Genomic DNA, 19,916 nt, shown 5'->3' on the forward strand with positions numbered 1-19,916 from the left:
GCAATCGCCCGCCCCGCTGCGCGAGATGAAAGCTCCGCGCGCCGGGCGATTGCTCAACCTGCGCCAACCGGCGTAAACACTAACCGGGCTCCGGTCGTGGCTGGATGAAAGTTCAGTGGCAGGTCAGCAGGTCCAGAACGGACGTGTTTGGATCACAAGGGAGGGCACCATGTTGCAAGGGCGGGAAGCTGCCGTTCGCTGCGTCCCGTACGAACGGCAGCGATGCGCAGGAATGGATATACTATGAAATGCAGGTTCTAGCCGCGAATGTACTCAGACTTTCGCAACAGGCTCTCTACTGCATTCTTCATTTCCAATAGCCTTTCATCATGCCCTGTGAGAAAGATAGCATGAACGATCCGGCCATGAATATTTTGAAGGTATGCTATGGAGTTATTCCACCCAGAAACCCGAGATTGCTCCTCAATCCCATATTTGGATATGTAATAATATTCTTGCCGAAGCTTGCGAATAAAGTCACGACCAGGCCCAAGCTTTTCATTCACAACTACGCCCGTGACTTTTTGCCTCTGATGCGACCGGATTAATCGAGTTTTTCCAGAGTGCATTTTCAGATCGACACCTCTAAGCTCCCGATCCACAAACGCAGACAGCTCTGGAAAACTTATTCCATTCCCGGAAATTGAAATATCATCGGCGTAACGCGTAAAGCGAAACCTCCGCTCAATGCAGTATGAAAAAACCGCCTTATCAAAACTCATCATGTAAATATTGCTAAGATAGCCGCTAGTTGGCGCGCCTTGAGGAAGGGCGTTTTCCTTGCAGCAAATGGCAGTCAAGACCATAGAGACGGCTCGAGAATATCCCAGGCTCTGGAAGTGACTGTACACCCATCTACTACTTATTGATCCGAAGAAATCTCTGACATCACTCTTGAATAAATGACGCTGACCTCGATGGAACCGCGCGTTTTGCTTGATGGAGGACTTCTTTATATACGCCTTGGCTGCAGGATGGATGGCCTGAGGCTCAAGAATATTTTTTAGAACCCATCTTTGAATATAAAGAAGCAAGGGTAGTGGCGCGGATATCTTCCGCGTGCCCCCGCTATTTTTCTTTGCGCGGTATTCCCTGTAGAAATGCTGCGGAGCATTGGATATCGCGTATATGTCTTCCAGTCGAATTTGGAGAAGGTGACTTAAATGATCCGGAGATAGTATTGCTGTCAGGCCTTTGCTTTCAATCCTGGAAGCATACAGGTAAACTAACTCCTGGTGATTTTCATCTACACCGTCGTCAAATCTAATATTGAAGGCCGAGGGGGTCATTGAAGGAAGCTCTGGAGGTTACCGAAAATCATAGGAAATATTTGCATAAATTTTCCTAATGAGGACTTGTCCGAATTACCGTCACATTTTTCGCAGCTCCGCGAGAAAATTGTGACGGTAATGGCTTGTTGTACGTCCGGTCAATGGATGGCGACTCGCCATCCCGGCTTGCAGTATTAAACTACTCACCAGTACTAACCTCCCGAGCCAAAGAACTCGCGAGAGAGCTTCCTACAATGAACTCCTTGATGTCACCCTTGCCTGGCAGGCGCGCGTCTTGTTTGAAGTCGATCAAGGGGGGCTTGTTCGCTCCGTATGCCTTTCTTAGTGCTCGCACACCTTCGCTGGTAAGTCGAGGTCTTTCAGGTGTTTTTTCAAGCAAGCCAGCTAGCTCAAGCAAGTTCATTCGTCTTTCGATCGACAGGTGACCTTGCGCGAGCAAAGCGTTTGGAAGTGATTGCTTATAATACAAAGCTCTCAGAATCCACTTATACTCAACATCCAGCTTTTCATTCCGAAGTCGGAACAGATCATCCTCAAAGCCTGCAGACGTCTCGGATTGCGCCTCCCACCGAGAAACATACCTCGAATACAATAGGTCGAGCTCCTCGCTAGGAGAAGTCGTCACGCCAGCTCCAGGATCAAGCCAGCGAAGAGCACTGTCATCATCTGGTAGCAAATTTTTCGCAATCGCCGATGCGATCAACTCATGTTCGGGAATCAAACCTCGCTGAGCGCGGCTCGAAACTGATCGAATTCGAAATTCAATTGCCTTTAACAGATTTCGAACTTTAAATGCATCAACGCCGGGATAAGCCTTCACAATTCTTTCATCGGTGCCTGTGACTTTCATGCTCACAAACTTAACATCTTGAGCCGCTAGCAAAACACCCACATTCAGGGCTTCTCCAGACCACGCATCGTGGCGATATTGCAAAACGGTAAAGGTGTAGTGAATTTCGATCATGATCCTCGATTGACCTCGATCGCATCCCGAACCGTCTCAACATTTTCGATCGCCTCAAAAATGTATTCAGAAATTCTGTCGCTGGCGCTACGAGACCAAATGTTGAATTCGAATCCAGAGCCATAGGATTTAATCTGCTCTTGAGGAAGACGCTTGAACTTTCGAACTATTTCATCAAATGAAATGGCGCGACGGTTTTTTATTTTTTGCCAGAGCGGATGCTCTTCAAACTCTCCAGTTTGGTTGGCCACACCGTTCTCCATCCAAGGTTTGGGCAGATAGCTGCGTTCCTCTTCAAGCCCAGCTGCCTCGACGAAACTTTCTTCTTGGTCTATCATGCCATACAAGTCGTTTTTTATCAATAGGTTCGGATTGTGTATAACGCGATCCCAGTTCTGGACGAGGGTGTCGAAGAAGTATATTTCGGCGGCCATCTTGAGCTGACTAATTTGGGTGTGTGCTACTGGCGTCCACTCTGACCATCCAGTCCCTAGGGAAATGGATCCGATTAGTAAGTCCGGTCCATTTTGAAGTGATTTGGATATTGGAGTTGCTCCCTGCAACATGGCGCCATCGTCTTGGAAAACTTCCGCAGCCATCCTGATGAGTTCGCTGGTGACCTCGACAGGCACGATCTTTGCGCAAGGTAAACGCAGGTCACGCGCCAGATGAGAGGCGAACCACTCCCGCTCTAGGCATAGAGGCGATTTTTTCTCATGAAATGCTGGTGACTTGAGGTAAGCCTCAACAAGCGTTCCTGAACTGTTTCTAAGCGTTACCATTGGAGGGCGAGCTCTTCCGCTTGTGGCGCGCCTGTTAAATCTAACAACTTTCCAATTCATTTAGGCATCAGCTTCAGCACTATTCTTTGATTTTCGATCCACATCCACTGGGATTGAACAACGCCCTGGCTGGCTTCTTGTTGCCTGCCAACCTTATCGGCTTTCCGATTGTGACACAGTCCATTGCGTTGACCTATGCCAACTTCATGTTGGAACTCCGACATGCGATCTTTGGGACCATCCCGCGAGGGCGTCAGATTGTCAACGACGGGAGGGAGCCGTCTGAAAAAAATTCTGTAGTATCAGGGCGCTGTGACACGGCGATCGCGTTCTTGGCTGGGACCGATCATTCGCTGCAACTGGCTGGAAGGTCGGCTGAGGGCCGGGAGCGACGCGTGCTGCTGCCTGCTAGGTGTACGGATCGCTGCGGCACTTTGCGCAACAGGCCTGCGAATGTCCGGTCAGGGCTGGGTGGCTCGCCGTGCCTGGTACTCCAGCTGCGCCCGATCAAGCTTGCTTCTAACCCAAATCGATCAACGCTGCGCGTCGCGACGATTACTGCTCTGGACCGAGGTCAACCCGCGAAGCTTGCCGCCAGCGTTCGCCTCGAATGCCGCCATGCGGCTGAGGTCGGACCGGCTGCCTCACAAGTGTAAGCCTATCTCAGTTAGAAAGCGGGGGATACAAAGGGCTATGAAGCCCTCAAGACCATTATCGCCATGACTGAGAAGCCATCTCTATCGCAATCGGAGCGTTTTCTTCTGCCTGTCTCTCCTGTGCCAAAACTACGTGCCTTTCAGCCGTATTACAGAGAGCGTGTACTCTGCCGGATCGCGGCAGCCTTCGGGCTGGCTTCGACCGATGAGCTTCCGCCGTATTTCCTCGTCGAGTTCATCCTTCCTGCTAAAATCGGGCTGCGAAAGGACCTAGAAAACCGGTTTGGCCCTGCTCTTGGCCAAGAAGCCGAGAAGCGCCGCCGATTGGCAATGCGTGGATTTTTCGACAGTTTCCAATACCATCAGGCCGTTATCCAATGCGAAGATCGAATTTGCCTTGACCTTGCGCCTTCCGGCAGGGTGACGGCAGATGAGCGTGCATATTCTATGAGGTTCTTAGGTCATTTAAAGCGACGGCACTTGAGGCGCGGACAAGGTGGAGCACTATGAAAGTCTCGCCTGCAGAGGGATGAGGTTGAGTGCGAAGCAGCGTGCGCCAAGGTTATAACCCTGAGCGCACAATTATAATATTGATTTAAAATCAGTGACTTGACTCATTGAGATCCCTCCAATTGACTGCGAAAGGTGTCAATTGGAGCCAGACGGCATGTGCTCGTCGTATGAAAAAATCAAGCGTGATCTGAAACGTGCTGACAGCAGTCTACGAGCGATCGCCCGTGAACTTGGTGTGTCTCACACTGCGGTGGTCGATGTCGCCAAACGAGAGAGGCGTTCCGCCAAGATTGCCAACGCATTGGCCAAAAAGCTCCAGGTTTCTGTTGACCAATTATGGACAGATAAATCGCAGGAGAATGGGGAATGACTTGGCCTTGAAAGTTTAAGAAGGCGTACACTGGCCGGTGTACGCTCTCTGAAAATGCCTTCGGTGCCTGACCGATAAGGCAACCCTCTTACATCACCGCAACCACGTCAAGGCTGACACCGGACGATTTTCAATCGTTCCGAACAGGGCCGGCGTGCCTGGAGGATGCCAGAAATGGATTTCAAGAAAGTGCTACGCCTGATCGTCATCGGCGATCTCAGTGATGTTGCGATCAGTCAGGTGTGCGCCGCGCATCGCACGACTGTCGCCAAGTACAGGAGAAAGCTGCATGATCACCCGCTCGGGCTCGAACAGATAGACGAATTGACCGTCGACGCCCTGCGCGCCGTACTCGGCCTGAAACGCCAGCCTCCATCAAACCAATGGACAGAACCGGATTGGGACCTGATGGCCCGTCGCATGTCATCGGAGAAAGGCATGGTAATAACGGTTCTGCACGATGAGTACTTCCGGCAGGCCGAAAACCCCATGAGCTACACGCGGTTCAGGCGGCGGCTGAGCGCGCACCTCAAGAAGCGCGGGCCGATCATGCGTCAGATACGTGTTGCTGGGGAGGAGGCCTTTGTCGACTTCTCCGGCAAACGCCCAAAGATAACGGATCCTCTGACGGGCAAGACGCGACCGGTTGAACTTTTTGTCGGTGCTCTGGGCCACAGCCGCCTCATTTTCGCGACTGCAGTGCCAGATCAGAGCACACAAAGTTGGATCAAAGCCACTGTCGCCATGTTCGACTATTATGGCGGAACGCCGAAGTATCTTGTTCCCGATAACCTCAAGGCAGCAGTGCTTCACCCAAGGTCACACGCGCGTGGGCAAATTCTGAACCCTGGCTTTGATCGTGCAATGCAGCATTATGGCGTCACGCCGCTGCCAGCCCGAGTGCGCAGCCCGCAAGATAAGGGGCTGGTCGAACAATCGGTGCTACATGTCAAACGTTGGATCACGCTGCGATTGTCGGGGCAGACTTTTCATTCCATCGCCGAGCTCAACCGCGCCATCGCTATGGAGCTCGACCGGATCAACGAGAAGCCGATGAGGCGCCTGGCAGGGCGGTCTCGGAGAGACATATTCGAAAGCGAGGAACGCAGCCGCTTGCGAAAGCTGCCGCATCTGCCTTTCCGCAATCTGGAACACATACGATCCGTTCGGGTTCCAGATGACTATCATGTCGAACATCGCGGCAACTTCTATTCCGTACCGCATGAGCTGATTGGCGAGGCGATCGATCTCTTCGAGGATCAGGAGGTTGTGAGCCTTTTCCATAACCATCGCCGTGTCGCTATTCATCCGCGCCAAGATGGGACAGGGAAGGTCTCGACACTGCGGCCCCATCAGCCGGAAAACCATCGCTACCAAGGTGACCATCGGCATCGCTATTTCAACACTTGGGGCAGGTATCAGGCCAAGCCGATCGACAAGTACCTCAGACTGCACTTGACGGTCTGGAAGAACCCGAGTGCGACCGACAAATGCGCGCGAAAGCTCGCAGAACTGGTTGAAAATCACGGTGAAGAAATCGTCATCCAAGCTGCGGATTGGGTTCTGGCCCACTGCCCAGACGCACCTCACATCAAACGCATAGAACGGCTGATTGCTCAACCAGCGCGGATGGATGTCGCAGTTGAGGTGGATAGGGACGATGATCCTGCGATCAACAACAGGAATATCCGCGGGGCTAACTATTACGGGAGGACTGGAGCATGAGCATTGAGACGACACTTCGAAAACTTGATGATCTTAAGCTGAAAGGCATGCGGGAAGCTCTGCGCCAACAAGCAGAAACTCCTCGACAGGCGGACCTGGCCTTCGAAGACCGGCTGGCGATGCTGGTCGATGCCGAGGAGCTTCATCGTCAGAATGCGCGGAAGGACCGACTTCTTCGCGCCGCCAAGTTGCGGGTACAGGCCCATCCGGAGGAGTTGACCTATGGAAGCGACAGGAACCTGGACAAGTCGCTGACAACGCGCTTGTTGAGCTGTGACTGGATTGGCAGGCACCAGAATGTGTTGATCACTGGCAAAAGCGGAACGGGGAAAACCTGGCTTGGGTGTTGCTTGGGGATGCAGGCCGTGCGGAACGGCATCAGCGTATCGTACCGGATGGTGTCCCGGCTTCTGGAGGAATTCGAAATTGCGCACATTGAGGGCACGACGGCAAAGCTGCGCGCGCAGTATAAACGAGCTGACCTCCTCATCCTCGATGACTTTGGCGTTAGCAAGCTCAAGGCCATGGGCAAGCACGATCTTCTGGAGCTTCTGGATGATCGTATCGGTGAACGCGCGACCATCGTTTGCGGCCAGCTGCCAGTCGAAAACTGGCATGCCTTCATTGACAACCCGACGATCGCGGATGCGATCCTTGATCGACTGACCAGCGCCGCGCATCGCATTGAACTATCAGGCCCATCCTTGCGACGAAAGGCAATCTGACTCCTTTGTCGGTTAGTGTCAGTGCGGGTGAACAGGGCTGTCGCTTTTGATTGCCCGCATATGATGACACGCCCTGATCGCGCATGTCGGTTTAGGTGACCACCAGCACTCCATCCGATATCGATCTTTTTTCCACGAGAATTTGCGTGCCATCGGTCAGCGTCAGGTGCAGATCCACGGAGCCTCGTCCCATGGGGTGGCGATACTGTGTTTCAGTGCGCGATCTCGCCGCTCACTTTGGCAAGAGGCAGGAATGCGGCTGCGGACGCAGGATCGCCGAGATTGCGGGTGAACAAGTTGTCGATCCGGTCTTCGGTTATGCGGGGGTGGAGATGGGCCATGTGTAAAATTTCAGGGTTCGTTATTGAACGTGGCAAATAGCAAGGGCATCGTCGTGAGGGTCAGCCGAGGTGTGAAAGGCCCTGGCAATGAGGTCGCAACAAAACTCCGTTGGTCATGACCGTCTTCTCGCGGACAGCCCCATCGGGGCGGAGGCTCGTGACAGCCTCCGCGTGTGTTGAGTCGGTTTGGCGGTTTTCAGGCGGTCAGATTACGCCGCCAGAAGGTTCGCCGTGCCAGCGATTAAGAAGACGCTGCGCACCGGCCGCCCTTGCTTCAATGAACGCGGATTGCAGGTCATGGGCACTGTCCCTCAAGCGCAGGATCTCCCCCTCGAGTGCCTGTTCGATCAGACTGTTGTGCAGGCATGCCTCGATGTCCGTGAATGCATCTCCCATCGGGAAGTGAAATTCGCGCGTCGGCGGCAGGTGAAAGACCAGCGTCAAACTGAGCTACTCAAGGAAGCCTGGGCCGCAAGCGGGAAGGTCTATGGCCTTCGTAAACTGCATGATGATATTTTGAACAGGGCGAAAGCGTCTGCCTGAACCGTGTGGCTCGCCTGACCAAACTGGCCGGGTTCAAGGCCCAGATCGGCTATAAGCGCCGCCCCGGTAAGGGCGGTTTCCGTACTTTCTCTGCACGTGCGAAATCAACCTTGCCAGATCAAGGAAGCGGACACTCCGCCAAGATCAAGCTGTGGAATCTTGGGTCACTTACAGGGAGGGCGGGAAGCTGACTTTCGCCGCGGGCGCGAGTTCAAGGCGCATCTGATCGGCAGACTGACTTAGGGGCATCCCTCAATAGGGGGCGGGTATTACACATCCCTCACCCTTGTCGCCGCCGTCCTCCTGGCTCTTCAACTTTGCGATCGCAACGTGCAGCTGATCCCTCATGCCGCGCATCTGCGTGATTTCGCGGCCGAGTTGGGCAGGATCGGCGGCACGATCAAGGATCGTCGCGGCCATCCCGCCCGGCGCTCGACCCGTCAAACGGCAGGATGCCGTAACGACAAGATCCCAAGGCCGTGCGATCCGCCCTCCCAAGGCTTCGATCCGCGTGATGATCTGGCGATCCTCGTGGCAGGGAATGGCGCTGAAGCCACCTGCGGACAGATAGGTCCCCGTGCGGAACGCAAGACTCGCCCCAGGCGTCTGCCCATGTCGCGGAAGGGGATCGTGAAGGCTTGGCGCTTGCAAGCCGTCGAGCTCCGCCTGTAGGGCGGAGACCGCATCTTCCAACAAGCCATGATGCTGCACCATGTCGGGCAGTCGCGCGAATTCGGCCGGATCCGGTATGACCCTGCCACAAACGACGTCCGCCACCTGCAGTCCCTTACGAACACATTGCGCCCAGCCGGGCATTACGGTGCAGTCGGCGTCAGTGGTGGCGAGGATCGAAGTCCTCGGGGCCGCCTTGAGCGCCACCTCCATTCCCAGCCGACGGGCTTCGCCGACGCCATTCGGAAGGTTGCCGGCATCCAGCACGGCGACCGGTAGGTCGGTGAAGGCATGTGCGATCCGGACCGTATCGTCCGTGCAGCCGTTGGCAATGACGATGACGTCCACACTTGTGCCGCGACACAGTGCAGACAGGGCGAACTGCAAGCGCGACGCTTCGTTCCGCGCCGGTATGGCGATGATCAGGCCGCTGGCGCCCCAACCGGGTGGCAGGTGCAGCGACGTCATGTCGTGGACCTTTCCAGCGGACTGAAAAGGTCGATCCGATGCCGAGGATCGCCAGGTTGCGCCGGGACCATGGGACGGAGCGTCGCGGCGGCGAAGCGCTGCAAGGCGTCACACCCCTCGAGAGGGTTTCCGGACGGCCCGAGCCATGTGACTGAAATCACCTCGGCGCAGGGCCAGCGCCGATCCAGCTGTTCGGCAAGGTGCGTCAGTCCGGCCGGATCGAGGAAGTAGAGAATTTCCGAAAGCACGATTAGATCAAACTGACCCGGCGGCAGATCGCAGGGCAGGAACGCCTCCAGGAAGGTGCCGTCTGGCACGGAGACGCGGGCGGTCTCCAGCGCGGCCTTCACGGCATCGATCCCGGTATAGGCCGCGCTGCGCTGGATGAGCCTGCGGGCCAGTTCCCCGTTGCCGCAACCGATCTCGAGGGTATGAGCGTAGCGGGCAAGTGGCAATGCGGCGAGCGTTGCCTCGAACCGGGCCTGTTCGTATGTCGACGAGCGGAAGTTCCACGGATCGTCCGATAGGGCATACAGATTTTCGAGATGCGAAAGGGTGACGGCCATGGCGCTATTCGCTTCGCTCATCGTAGATTTCGGGACCTTGGGCGAACATCTCGACAAAGCCGGCCGGCATCGTAAAACCCTCCGGATCATCGAAAATCACGTGGCCCTGCTGGCTGGCATGGGCTGCGATTGCGCGTGACTTCAAGGACGCGTTTACTGGGTAAGTGATGCGCCGGGTGCCCGGAACCCTGGGGGCCTGTCCGCGCCCGAGCCAGCGCGACCAGATTGGATAATACAGCAGATGCAGTTGCGGATGTCGTTCGAGGAGGGTCTCGGCGATGGAAGCTGTCGTGACATGGTCGCAATGGGGATCAAGGGGCGATGGAGCAACAAGAATGTGGCTGCCAAGCCGTCGGATCAGAACTTCCAACGCCCGGATGACAATGTGCCGGGGAACGTCGTGCAGGGCCGCATCGGGATAGCGCAGGCAGGTCAGATCCGTCCGTGGGTCGCCGCCAAGGATCGATACGGCATCGGCCAGCTCGCGAGCCCGGAGTTCGGTGAGATCAAGCGCGCTCCTTGGATGCGAGGCCGCCCCGTCGGTCAGGCAGACCACGTGGGCGGGTTTTCCGGCCTGCCAGCGATCGGCCAGCAGTGCACCGCATCCCAACACCTCGTCATCCGCGTGGGGGGCGAGGATCAAGCACGGCGTGTGACCCGACAGTTCGATCGCATCATCCATGCCAGACGTCCGAAAGCGGCCCCTTCCGCGCAAGAAGGATGCGCCCGGAACGTTGCTCCATCGCGTCTCGGGCGACCTGACGGCAATAGGTCGCCAGATCGCGCGCGATTCGCCCCGTATCCGAACCGCGCGCGAAATGCGCGAGCCCGACGCTCTTTTCCACTGTGGCAATGGTGTCCTGCGCAAGCTCTTCGGTCAGCAATCGGGCCTGGATCGACAATGCCACCGCGCGCTCCGGGTCCCTGGTGCCTGACGGCCCCTGAGCAACTTGCGCAGCTTTTTCGATCAATCCGAATGCGGCCAGCGATCTCCCCAAAAGTGGGGTCAGCCGGGAGATCTGAGCCTCCGTATCCAGCCGGTTCAAACCGGAGAGGTAATCCCGCGCGGCGTCAATCAGACCGAACGTGCCCCCCAGCTGAAGCGCGGCGATGCGCCAGACACCGCCCACGAAGCTCGGCTCGATATGATAAGCACCCGCATCGCCGATCCACGTTGGCGTCAGACCTGCAAGATCGACGTCGCCCGACACCGTCGCTCGCATGCCGAGCATGTCCCAGGTTTCGGTATGATGCCTGGCGGGATCGGTCACGTCGACCAGTGCCAAGCGGCATGCGCCATCGTGAAGCACTGTCACAAGCGCGTCCGTGACGATCCCAAGACCGGACGCGTATCGCTTGCGTCCGGACAGCACGGCATCGCTAAATGTCACCGGAGGATCGCCGTCCGCCCCCCATACACCGAGGATCGCCCCAGCCGGTGCGGAGCCGGGGGCATGAAGCTCGACCAGCTGCCGGGCGTTCACATGACCTTCGCACAAACGCGCAAGCGGTAGATTCGCTTCGGCAAGGGCAACGAGGAAACGGCCAAGATCGACGGGGTGGTCGTTATCCAGCATGCCGCTATTAAGGACCGCTCGCATCGTGCCGCCCAGCGACGCTCCGGAATCCTCGGCCGGGGCCGCGTCGCGACAAGTCGCCAGGATTGATGTTCTGAAATGCAAGGAAGGCCGGTTGCGCACAGTCTGATCCAGTCGCGATTAGCGGAGCACTACGACCTGCCCAAAAGTTACAACGTTCCTTGGACTTCTTGTGTTCCGCGAGCCAAACATTCGTCGCGCCTCCGTCTGTTCCCGTCACAATTCGCCACGTCGCGGAGGACGTAAGGCCAGACAACGCGAACCTGCCACCTTAGGCTCTGGACTAATTGAGTTTCACAGCCAGTAGATGACGACTGCTGCGAGAGCGATGGCGGAGAAGAATGCCTTGGGGCACCTGTCGTATCGGGTTGCTACGCGGCGCCAGTCCTTGAGCCTACCGAACATGATTTCGATACGGTTACGCCGTTTGTAGCGACGCTTGTCGTATTTCACGGTCGTCTTGCGTTGCTTTCGACCGGGGATACAGGCGCGTATGCCCTTGCTCTGCAACGCTTCCCTGAACCAATCAGCGTTGTAGCCTCGGTCGCCGAGCAACCAGTCGACATCCGGCAGGCTGCTGAGCAGCGCCCGCGCGCCGATGTAATCGCTGACTTGTCCTGCTGAGACGTAGAAATTGATCGGACGGCTTTTGCTGTCGCAGATGGCATGCAGCTTCGTGTTCATACCGCCCTTGGTGCGACCGATCAGGCGGCCACGCCCCCCTTGCCCAAGCTGCACGCCGTGCGATGAGCCTTCAAGTAAGTCGCATCAATCATAACAGTCTTCTCCTCGTGGTCCTCGCCCGCCAACCCCGCCAGCATCTGAGCAAAGATGCCCTTCTCACTCCACCGCTTCCAACGATTGTAGAGTGTCTTGTGGGGGCCGTATGCGGCAGGAGCATCGCGCCACCGCAAGCCGTTACGATTTATGAAGATAATCCCACTCAACACGCGCCGGTCAACGACGCGCGGCTTGCCATGCGACTTCGGGAAGTAGGGCTCCAGACGCGTCATCTGCGCATCGTCCAGCCAGAAGAGATCAGACATATCACCGCTCTGTTTTGGCGCGGTGAATCATCTTACGCAGCTCAAATCAATGGGTCCTGAGCCTAAGCTTATTTTTTCTTGTGCTCGCCAAGGCTGGTCAAGGCTTTACCCTTCGTGGAGTCCGCTGTCGCACTGACCTTTCCCTTCACCTTTTTCGGCTTCTTCACTTCTCGATTGCCACGTTGCTTGTCGCCCTTGGACATTTGAATCTCTCCTGGTCCTGAGAATTGTTTTCGTCGGAGATCTTGCATCCCGTGCCTCTCGGCGAAAGGATGCGGCCGTTCGTATCATTCCTTCCATGTCGGACATTGCGGCGCCGGCACCTACTTTCTCAGGCTTTTGCGCGACCATCGCTTCGGTCGTGATCAACAGCCCGGCGATCGACGCGGCGTCCTACAGTGCAATCCGGACGAGAAATCAGATGTGAACGTCTTTTCGAGAACTTGTGTCTTAGGTTGTCGGCTTGGGCTTTTTGGAAGTCTTCCGCACCTTTTTCTTCGGGGCTTCTTCAATCCGAGATTTTTCGGATATGTCCCTTTCGATACGCGACGCCCGGAGTTTCTCAGTCTTGGCCTGACGAGCAGATGTATCTGCTTCGGTCATCTCCTTGACGATCCTCGTGGTGTTATCGGCCTTGCTCTCGGATGCAGTTGGGCGGAAGACCGTGTTTTTATTTGACAAGCTATTCTCCATATTCGGGGGGGGCTAGAAAAGGGATGCTCACGCGTCCTGTGACTCCCTCGCTTTGGGTCGGTTTGATCGCGCAGACGGGGCTCTCAGACTTCTTTGCTTTGAGGCTGAAAATCTAATTCTAAGTTTTTTTCTAATGCCAAAGTGTCCGCCGAGGAAAAGACGAAGACTCTGGATCAGGTGATCTGGACTGTCGCTTCAGCCGCGCTCTTGCAACGTTTCTCGCGATAAACCATCTCACGGCGCCGTTGGTCACCCTGAGATCTGCGATAATTTTTCAACTCGCTCGCGAAATTACAGCAGCTGGCGCAGCGGCCAAAATCGAGTTCGCTGATGTCCGAGAATGGAAAGCAAAGGATCGACAGAGGAAACTTAGCCCTGTCTCCATGACACGTCGCAGGCCACTTGTCCAGAATGGTCTGCTCAAAGAACACACCGTTTTCACACGTAGTTGGATCTCGTGCTCAATTCGGGTAGCTGCCCTCTGTTGAAAACTTGGTAAAAGTCAGAATAGCCGCCCCTACAGTCGCTGGACGACCACGTCATGTCAGAGACATCCTTACTCGCACAACGGAACGCGCCGCCGGTATCGATTCTGCACTAACCCTCGAGAGTCCTCTACCGGAATGAACAGAGTTCGTTGCGAAGGTCCGCAAAGGGCCGTCCGTGAAGACGGCCCATACCTTTAGATTTCGATGGCTTCGGCGATAGCCAGCGCATCTTCAAGCTCAACGCCCAGGTATCTGACAGTGCTGTCCATCTTGGTATGACCCAACAATAGCTGGACTGCCCGAAGGTTGCCCGTCTTCTTATAGATTTGGGTCACCTTCGTTCGCCGCATCGAGTGCGTGCCATAGGCGCTGGCCTCCAGACCGATGGATGTCACCCACTCACGGACAATACGCGCGTACTGGCGGGTCGAGATGTGAAGCCGTTCGTGAAAACGCCCAGGCCAGAGGTATTCGGATCCGACCATCAGCGGCTCCCGCATCCACCTTGCGAGCGATGCACGTGTGCCTTCAGAGATTTCGAAGCGCACAGGTTTCTGGGTCTTGCTCTGCAGAACTGACGCGCGTTCCCTGATTTGACCTGACGCCATGACATCGACCACCTTCATCTTCACCAGATCGCAGCCGCGCAGTTTGCTGTCGATGGCAAGATTGAAAAGGGCCAGATCGCGGTGGTTCTCGGCCAGTTCCAGCCGCACCCTGACAGCCCAGACATGTTTGGGCTTAAGTGGTCTTTTCTGGCCGACGATCCGGCCTTTGTTCCAGGCTGGACGCAGTGCGCGGATGGCGGGTAAGTTTGGTGTTTCCATGATGGGTCCTCCGATCCACCACGCCCTCCCACATCGACAACCCGACGTTGACAAGGCATCATATCACATGATGCTGCATTGCATCCAAGGTCGGCATCGAGCCCAAAGTGACTACTGTGACCTACCAACTCTCATCTTTCGAATTCCGAGACTACCGCCTAACCGACCGGGAATGGGTCGCGACCGTGAGCGTCGATCACTACACGAGGATCGAAGGTTTCGATCCGAGCTTTGCGAAGGCGGTCTCGACCGCGCTCGATTTGCTCGAAGCAAGGAACGATGAGGAGGCCAGCAGGTTCCTGATCGTCGAGACTGTGGAGACGCGTCGTCCAGTCGGCTGCGTCTTCCTCTCCGCAGACGAACCGACGACCGGCAGGTTACGCTTGTTCTATCTAGATGCAGCGTATCGGGGCCTGGGGATTGGCAGGCGCATGATCGAAGAGGTCATTGCGCACGCTGAAGCACAGGGCTTCGAGAGGATCCGCGTTTCAACCTACGACCGCCACGAGGCAGCCTGCCGTCTCTACAGGAATTTGGGTTTCCGGGAGCAGGCAAGAAAGCCTGCACTCGCGTTCGGACAGCAGATGCACCAAATCGAGTTCGAGAAGACCCTGCCAGATTATTCCCGATAGCGGCGCAAACGCTCTTCCAGCATTCCGCTATGCAGCTTGAACATGTGGTTGTCGTGGTCGTAGAAGTAGATCGAATGGCCTTCCCCCTCGACCCTCGATCGCCCTTCCCGAACATCGAGCCCGAGAGAGCGAATGCGCTGCAGCCGGTCGTCGTATTCATCGGGGGCCATTTTGAAAGCAACGTGGTTGTAGGTTCGATCCGTTAGGCTCTCGCCTTCCATAGTCGCTACCCAGACGCCGCCAACATCGAAGAATCTCTCCTTCGAGAGGGAGAAGGTCTTGTCGCCACTGTCATAGATTTTCTTGGCGTTCAGGACGAACGTCAGCACCTCTTCCATCTTGTCGAGGTCGTTAACAATGAAGGTCATATGGCTTAACCCGTCAGACGTTCCAAACTCCGTGATTTCGTGCAGGCATCAAGATGTGATTTCGACCCGAGAGCCGTCCGGGGTGACGATCACGGCCTCGTAGAACCCGTCCCCCGTCCATCTCGGCTCGCTTGAGAGAATACCGATTTCCCTGCATCGCCGGGCCAACTCGTCCACCTCCCGCTCCGAGCATACCGAGATCGCGATGTGATCCCACCCCGTGACCTCTCTATCTGGCACGGCTTCGATCCAGGGGGCGGTCATCAACTCGATGGCTGCGCCGTCCTTCGGCAAGTGGACGAACCGAGACGTAAATCCCGGGCGACGAGCGCTTCGGTAAAGTTCTCCAACCTCGGCGCCGAACACGTTTTCCCAGAACGATGCTGCCGCATCGAGATCGACCGTCCAGAGGGCCACATGCGCCAGCTTCATGCCGCCTCGTCCTTGCGTTGCGCCGCGCTTTGCCGACCCTCCGCGCGCAGTCTTCCGTATAGAAGGACGATGGTGGCCGAGAGGACCGCAAGCAGCAGGAGCGCCGTGCGCAGCCCCGTGAACTCGGCCACGGCACCGATCAGGGGCGGACCGAGAAGCATCCCGCCATCGCCCAGCGTCGCGACGCTGGCGATGGCCTGGCCCTGACCGATACCTGGCTCGGCCGCCGCGCGGGAGAAGGCCAGCGGCATGATAGTCGCATAGCCGATGCCGAGAAGAACAAAGCCGATGAGGGCCGTCGCGACCCCCTGCGACAACACAAGCATGACGGCACCTACCGCCGCGATCGCACCAGACGCCCGCGCGGTCCCGATCGCTCCAAGCCTCGATATGATCACCGGTCCGGACAGACGGGTTGCCACCATTGCGACCGAAAACACTGCGTATCCGAGGGCCGCGCGGGCCTCGGTCGCCCCGATCACGTCTGCCAGGAGGACGGCGCTCCAATCGGCCATGGCTCCTTCCCCCACCGAAGCCGAGAACGCGATCGTGCCCACAAAGAGAAGCGCCCCGCGCGGAAGCGAGAACGACGGCCCGGTCCCGGACATCGTGCGGGGCGATTGCCAACGCACCCGCGCCAAGACGAGGGCGAGAACGGTGGCGAAAAGCCCCACGGTTGCGAAATGGATCTCCGGTGTGATCCCCGCGCGCGCCGCACCGTAGCCAGACGCCGCTCCCAGGCCCGCCCCGAGGCTGTACATGGCATGAAACATAGGCATCAGGGGGCGACGCCGCACCTTCTCGACGTCCGCGCCCCAGGAATTCATGGCCACATCCATCGCACCATGAGTGGCGCCGAACATTGCCAGGCACACGGCAAGAAACTCGAGGCTTGGGGCTACGGCCAAGAGGCACAGTGCGACGACGTAGAAAAGAGCGAGAGCGCGGGTCAAAGCCGAGGCGCCCATCCTGTCCGACACACGCCCCGCGATGGGGAAGGACAGGATTGCACCGCCAGCAAGGCACAGCAGGAGTAATCCGAGCGTGCCCGACGACACGTCGAAGCGCTCCACGAAGACGGGGATGCGCGACGCCCAGATTCCAAAGAGTGCACCATTCAACGCGAACATCGCGCAGACGGCCAGAGCGGGGGTGCGAGGATCACGCATGATGGATCTCAATTCCCGCATTGCGGAAAGCCATTACCTCTTCTGGCGGTGCGTCCGTCACGAGGTGACCGATTTCGGGCGGTTCTAGTGTTCTGTAACGCGCCCGCAGTCCGATCTTGCGGCGGTCGGCAAGCACGACGACCTCCCTTGCGGACCGGGCCATTGCCCGTTTCACGGCAGCCTCGAGCAGGTCGTCGGAACTCAGGCCGAACCCGTCATCAAGGCCGCATGCGCCGAGGATGGCCAGACCGCCGGCCACGGCGGCAAGCTGCGCCTCCGTGTCCATCCCGACGCAGATGCCGCCCCGGACGCTAAGCTGCCCACCAATAAGTGTCACATCGACGCCGTTCTCCCGGCAGGCCACGGCGATCCAAGGCGAGGGCGTGATGACCATCTGTCCATTCTCCGGTCCGAGCAGCCGCGCAAGCGCGAGAACCGTCGTTCCACCATCAAGGATCAGGGTTTTCTGTCCCTTACACAGTGAACGTGCGGTTCGTGCGATGCCGGGCAAAGCCGGTGAAGACTGCGCGACTCGCTCCTCCATAGGCGCGGCAGGAACCGCTGGCTTGATCGCGCCGCCGCGCACGCGCCTCGCGTCTCCGGCCTCTTCGAGAGCGATCAAATCGCGTCGGACTGTATCAAGTGACACATCGAACTCTTCAGCGATCCGGACCGCGACGAGCTGCTCACCGCCGGTCAATCTCTGCCGGAGCGCTTCCCGCCGAACATCGGGGTTATTCAGGTCCATCTGCAATACTCCGCATAGACATGCAGATAATTGCAATTTATTGCGAGTACTTGCAATGGGCGATGCTGGATCATCTCGCCGTGGCAAGCGAACAAACGGCAGCTCCGTCCGCTCACCGGACCTTGCTACTATGCGCGGCGATCGGCAGCGTCGAGCCCTTCCAAGCCTTTCGTTTTGACCACGGGCCTTGAGGTGGCCCAATCCATCTGTCCGCTCTACTGTCGTTCCGGCACTGCCCGGCGGAGAGCTGCGTCAGCTCTTAAATGCCGTACTATTCGTCCCGCCGTGCGCGCCGCCAAGTAGTGGGGGTTGCGTTGGTGGCGGCCTTGAACGCGCGAGTGAAATGGCTCTGGCTGGCGAAGCCGCACGCCAAGGCGACCTCGATGAGGGGATCGGGGCCGCCCAGAAGGGCTTTGGAACGGTCGATGCGGCGTTCGGTGATCCAGGCATGGAGGGCCATGCCGCGCGAGACGCGAAACATCCGATGTAGGTGGAACGGCGAGAGATCGGCAAGCACGGCGAGGTCCGAAAGGCTGATCGTTTCGTCCAGATGCGCGTCGATCCATTCATCGAGACGGCGCAGCACATGGGGAGCGAGGCCGCCCCTGAGCGCCACGGGACGCGATGCGAGCCGACCGACGAGCTCCGCGATCGCGGCATCGGCCAGCAGGATGTCGCCTGAGGATGCAGCGCCGGCGAGTACCCCCAGTGGCGCACCCAGCGCCGGCATCTCGGCGAAGGTCACCTCCGGAAGGTCCATCCGGCGCGCGTCGCACTCATGTGTCCGGGCGAAATCAGCGCGGAGCCGGTCGTCGGGCAGGTAGAGATGCACGAAGCGGAAGGGGGTCGTGATCTCCCATTCCGAGGTCTGTCCGTCGGGAAAGATGCAGACCGCGCCCGGCCAGCCCGAGACCGCCGTGCCGTCCACGCGCCGCGTCCCCGTCCCGCCCTTAAGGTAGAGGCTGAAGACATGGCCTCGCGCCGTATCGTAGGTGACACGGTCGTCGTGGTTCTCCCAGATCGTGACGCCGCGCCCCCGCCCGAGGTCGAGCGTGGCTGCCGCACGGGCGATCGGGGAACGGGAAAGAGAGTCACGAACCGATGGCATGGGGCCTTCTACGTCCGCGTCGATCGGGCAGGAATGGCCCCCGCGCATTCCACCGCAAGATCGTGCAAAAGCCCCAGTCCCGGGACGCCTAGATGGCGCGGCACAGGAGCCGCCCATGACCACGCCAGTCCTCTTCGTTCTCACCGTCCTCATCTGGGGCACGACCTGGATCGCCATTGCGGCGCAGGTCGGCGACGTGCCGGTCATGGTGTCGATCTTCTACCGCTTCGCGCTCGCCGGGCTGCTGATGCTCGCTGGACTCGCGGCCTTGGGGCGGCTGAGGCGACCTGCCGTTTGGCGCTTTGTGGTGGTGCAGGCGCTCTGCCTTTTCTGCCTGAACTTCGTGGGGCTCTACACCGCCACGTCGCTCGTGCCTTCGGGGCTTGTCTCGGTGATCTTCTCGCTGGCGTCGATCTTCAACGCGGTGAACGCGCGGGTATTCTTTGGAGACCCGATCAGCCGGCAAACGGTACTGGCTGGCACCCTCGGCGTTACGGGGCTCGCCTGCCTCTTCTGGCCCGACATCGACATCGCGGCGGGGGCCACCACGCTGCGCGGTATCGGCTGGGCGGTGATCGGGACCCTGTTTTTCTCCTGGGGGAACATGGCGTCGCGGCAGAACGCGCGGCTCGACGTGACGCCGGTGACGGCGAATGCCTGGGGAATGGGGATCGGGGCGCTGTGCCTCCTCGGCCTTCTCACGGTCACAGGGCAGCCCCTGGTCCTCCCCCAAGGCGGCCTCTACTGGACGTCGCTTGTCTACCTTGCGGTCGCGGGCTCCGCCATGGGTTTCACCACGTATCTGATGTTGGTCGGCCGCATTGGATCGGCGAAGGCAGGCTACGCCACAGTCCTTTTTCCCATCGTCGCGCTCACCGCATCGACCCTCTTCGAGGGATACGAATGGAGCATCATGTCTATCCTGGGCCTCGTGTTCGCAGTGCTCGGCAACGTCGTCATGTTCCGCAGACGTTAGCGCAGTCAGGTAGATGTCGGCTTGGTAACGTTTCACGGACGCTCGACCAAAGTGCTGCGAACGACCGGAACAAATTTATAGGTCCAACATCAACCCCTGCTTAAATATCGGCCCGCACGGTGTAGGAGCATGATCTAGGCGTCGATCTGATTTTGCCGGAAGCTTCTTCGATGCGCTCGCGGCAATCTCGGCCACCCGTGGGCCCTGAACCAGA

The 19,916-nt window shown here is 58.0% G+C and carries 20 protein-coding genes and 2 pseudogenes; 6 read left to right on the top strand and 16 right to left on the bottom strand.

Annotation, left to right across the window (positions count from 1 at the left end):
• Positions 1–257: 257 nt before the first annotated feature.
• From EU805_RS16485 to EU805_RS16495, 3 genes are all read right to left on the bottom strand, one after another.
• Complete coding sequence (locus tag EU805_RS16485) at positions 258–1,289, bottom strand: reverse transcriptase domain-containing protein (RefSeq protein ID WP_129765081.1); 1,032 nt, start codon at positions 1,287–1,289, stop codon at positions 258–260.
• Between the two features lie 181 nt (positions 1,290–1,470).
• Positions 1,471–2,256 (bottom strand): DUF3037 domain-containing protein, encoded by a 786-nt coding sequence (locus EU805_RS16490; RefSeq protein ID WP_129765082.1) that lies wholly within the window; start codon positions 2,254–2,256, stop codon positions 1,471–1,473.
• Positions 2,253–3,098 carry a HipA family kinase gene (locus EU805_RS16495; RefSeq protein WP_242494211.1) on the bottom strand — a complete coding sequence of 282 codons (846 nt, stop codon included), beginning with the start codon at positions 3,096–3,098 and terminating at the stop codon, positions 2,253–2,255. Before EU805_RS16495 ends, EU805_RS16490 begins: the two co-directional genes overlap by 4 nt.
• Before the next feature lie 1,248 nt (positions 3,099–4,346).
• Between EU805_RS16495 and EU805_RS16505 the strand changes: the two genes are divergently transcribed.
• The 3 genes from EU805_RS16505 to istB all read left to right on the top strand — a co-directional run bounded on the left by EU805_RS16505 (position 4,347) and on the right by istB (position 7,027).
• Complete coding sequence (locus EU805_RS16505; protein ID WP_129765085.1) at positions 4,347–4,577, top strand: helix-turn-helix domain-containing protein; 231 nt, start codon at positions 4,347–4,349, stop codon at positions 4,575–4,577.
• Positions 4,578–4,751: 174 nt separating this feature from the next.
• Positions 4,752–6,302, top strand: a complete 1,551-nt coding sequence (istA, locus tag EU805_RS16510; protein WP_165352005.1) for an IS21 family transposase — start codon at positions 4,752–4,754, stop codon at positions 6,300–6,302.
• Positions 6,299–7,027 carry an IS21-like element helper ATPase IstB gene (istB, locus tag EU805_RS16515; RefSeq protein WP_129765087.1) on the top strand — a complete coding sequence of 243 codons (729 nt, stop codon included), beginning with the start codon at positions 6,299–6,301 and terminating at the stop codon, positions 7,025–7,027. The genes istA and istB overlap by 4 nt, the downstream gene beginning before the upstream one ends.
• A gap of 545 nt (positions 7,028–7,572) precedes the next feature.
• Here the strand turns inward: istB and EU805_RS17535 are convergent.
• Entirely contained in the window at positions 7,573–7,812 is a 240-nt protein-coding gene (locus EU805_RS17535) for a hypothetical protein (RefSeq protein ID WP_165352004.1), read from the bottom strand.
• Here EU805_RS17535 and EU805_RS16520 point away from each other — a divergent pair.
• Positions 7,798–7,988: pseudogene (locus EU805_RS16520) on the top strand (IS3 family transposase); the annotation flags it as partial. The gene EU805_RS17535 and the pseudogene EU805_RS16520 sit on opposite strands and share 15 nt — an antisense overlap.
• 175 nt (positions 7,989–8,163) lie before the next feature.
• Here the strand turns inward: EU805_RS16520 and EU805_RS16525 are convergent.
• The 7 genes and pseudogenes from EU805_RS16525 to EU805_RS16555 all read right to left on the bottom strand — a co-directional run bounded on the left by EU805_RS16525 (position 8,164) and on the right by EU805_RS16555 (position 14,269).
• Positions 8,164–9,051: a glycosyltransferase family 2 protein gene (locus tag EU805_RS16525; RefSeq protein ID WP_129765088.1), complete on the bottom strand. Its 888-nt coding sequence runs from the start codon at positions 9,049–9,051 to the stop codon at positions 8,164–8,166.
• The gene (locus tag EU805_RS16530; protein WP_129765089.1) at positions 9,048–9,617 is read right to left on the bottom strand and encodes a trans-aconitate 2-methyltransferase; all 570 of its coding nucleotides are present in this window, start codon (positions 9,615–9,617) and stop codon (positions 9,048–9,050) included. The genes EU805_RS16525 and EU805_RS16530 overlap by 4 nt, the downstream gene beginning before the upstream one ends.
• Before the next feature lie 4 nt (positions 9,618–9,621).
• Positions 9,622–10,299, bottom strand: a complete 678-nt coding sequence (locus tag EU805_RS16535) for a PIG-L deacetylase family protein (protein WP_129765090.1) — start codon at positions 10,297–10,299, stop codon at positions 9,622–9,624.
• Positions 10,292–11,194, bottom strand: coding sequence for an acyl-CoA dehydrogenase (locus EU805_RS16540; RefSeq protein WP_165352006.1), 903 nt, complete (start codon positions 11,192–11,194; stop codon positions 10,292–10,294). Before EU805_RS16540 ends, EU805_RS16535 begins: the two co-directional genes overlap by 8 nt.
• Positions 11,195–11,509: 315 nt before the next feature.
• Positions 11,510–12,261, bottom strand: a pseudogene (locus tag EU805_RS16545) (IS5 family transposase).
• A gap of 68 nt (positions 12,262–12,329) precedes the next feature.
• The gene (locus tag EU805_RS17865) at positions 12,330–12,464 is read right to left on the bottom strand and encodes a hypothetical protein (protein WP_255465916.1); all 135 of its coding nucleotides are present in this window, start codon (positions 12,462–12,464) and stop codon (positions 12,330–12,332) included.
• Positions 12,465–13,636: 1,172 nt separating this feature from the next.
• Positions 13,637–14,269 carry a tyrosine-type recombinase/integrase gene (locus EU805_RS16555; protein WP_129765092.1) on the bottom strand — a complete coding sequence of 211 codons (633 nt, stop codon included), beginning with the start codon at positions 14,267–14,269 and terminating at the stop codon, positions 13,637–13,639.
• A 116-nt stretch (positions 14,270–14,385) separates the two neighbouring features.
• Between EU805_RS16555 and EU805_RS16560 the strand changes: the two genes are divergently transcribed.
• Positions 14,386–14,901 (top strand): GNAT family N-acetyltransferase, encoded by a 516-nt coding sequence (locus EU805_RS16560; RefSeq protein ID WP_165352007.1) that lies wholly within the window; start codon positions 14,386–14,388, stop codon positions 14,899–14,901.
• Here the strand turns inward: EU805_RS16560 and fosX are convergent.
• From fosX to EU805_RS16585, 5 genes are all read right to left on the bottom strand, one after another.
• A complete protein-coding gene (fosX, locus tag EU805_RS16565) occupies positions 14,889–15,269 on the bottom strand; it encodes a FosX/FosE/FosI family fosfomycin resistance hydrolase (protein WP_129765094.1) in 381 nt (126 codons plus the stop codon). The two genes, EU805_RS16560 and fosX, sit on opposite strands and share 13 nt — an antisense overlap.
• Before the next feature lie 48 nt (positions 15,270–15,317).
• Positions 15,318–15,701, bottom strand: a complete 384-nt coding sequence (locus EU805_RS16570) for a VOC family protein (RefSeq protein ID WP_129765095.1) — start codon at positions 15,699–15,701, stop codon at positions 15,318–15,320.
• Positions 15,698–16,870, bottom strand: a complete 1,173-nt coding sequence (locus tag EU805_RS16575; protein ID WP_242494212.1) for an MFS transporter — start codon at positions 16,868–16,870, stop codon at positions 15,698–15,700. The genes EU805_RS16570 and EU805_RS16575 overlap by 4 nt, the downstream gene beginning before the upstream one ends.
• On the bottom strand, positions 16,863–17,618 hold the full coding sequence (locus EU805_RS16580) for a DeoR/GlpR family DNA-binding transcription regulator (RefSeq protein ID WP_129765096.1): 756 nt from the start codon (positions 17,616–17,618) through the stop codon (positions 16,863–16,865). Before EU805_RS16580 ends, EU805_RS16575 begins: the two co-directional genes overlap by 8 nt.
• Positions 17,619–17,889: 271 nt before the next feature.
• Positions 17,890–18,726 (bottom strand): AraC family transcriptional regulator, encoded by an 837-nt coding sequence (locus EU805_RS16585; RefSeq protein ID WP_129765097.1) that lies wholly within the window; start codon positions 18,724–18,726, stop codon positions 17,890–17,892.
• A 115-nt stretch (positions 18,727–18,841) separates the two neighbouring features.
• On the opposite strand from EU805_RS16585, the gene EU805_RS16590 reads away from it, so the two are divergent.
• Complete coding sequence (locus EU805_RS16590) at positions 18,842–19,702, top strand: DMT family transporter (RefSeq protein ID WP_129765098.1); 861 nt, start codon at positions 18,842–18,844, stop codon at positions 19,700–19,702.
• The last annotated feature ends 214 nt before the right edge of the window (positions 19,703–19,916 follow it).

It is taken from the genome of Salipiger sp. IMCC34102 (assembly GCF_004145405.1).
Taxonomy (GTDB): domain Bacteria; phylum Pseudomonadota; class Alphaproteobacteria; order Rhodobacterales; family Rhodobacteraceae; genus Loktanella.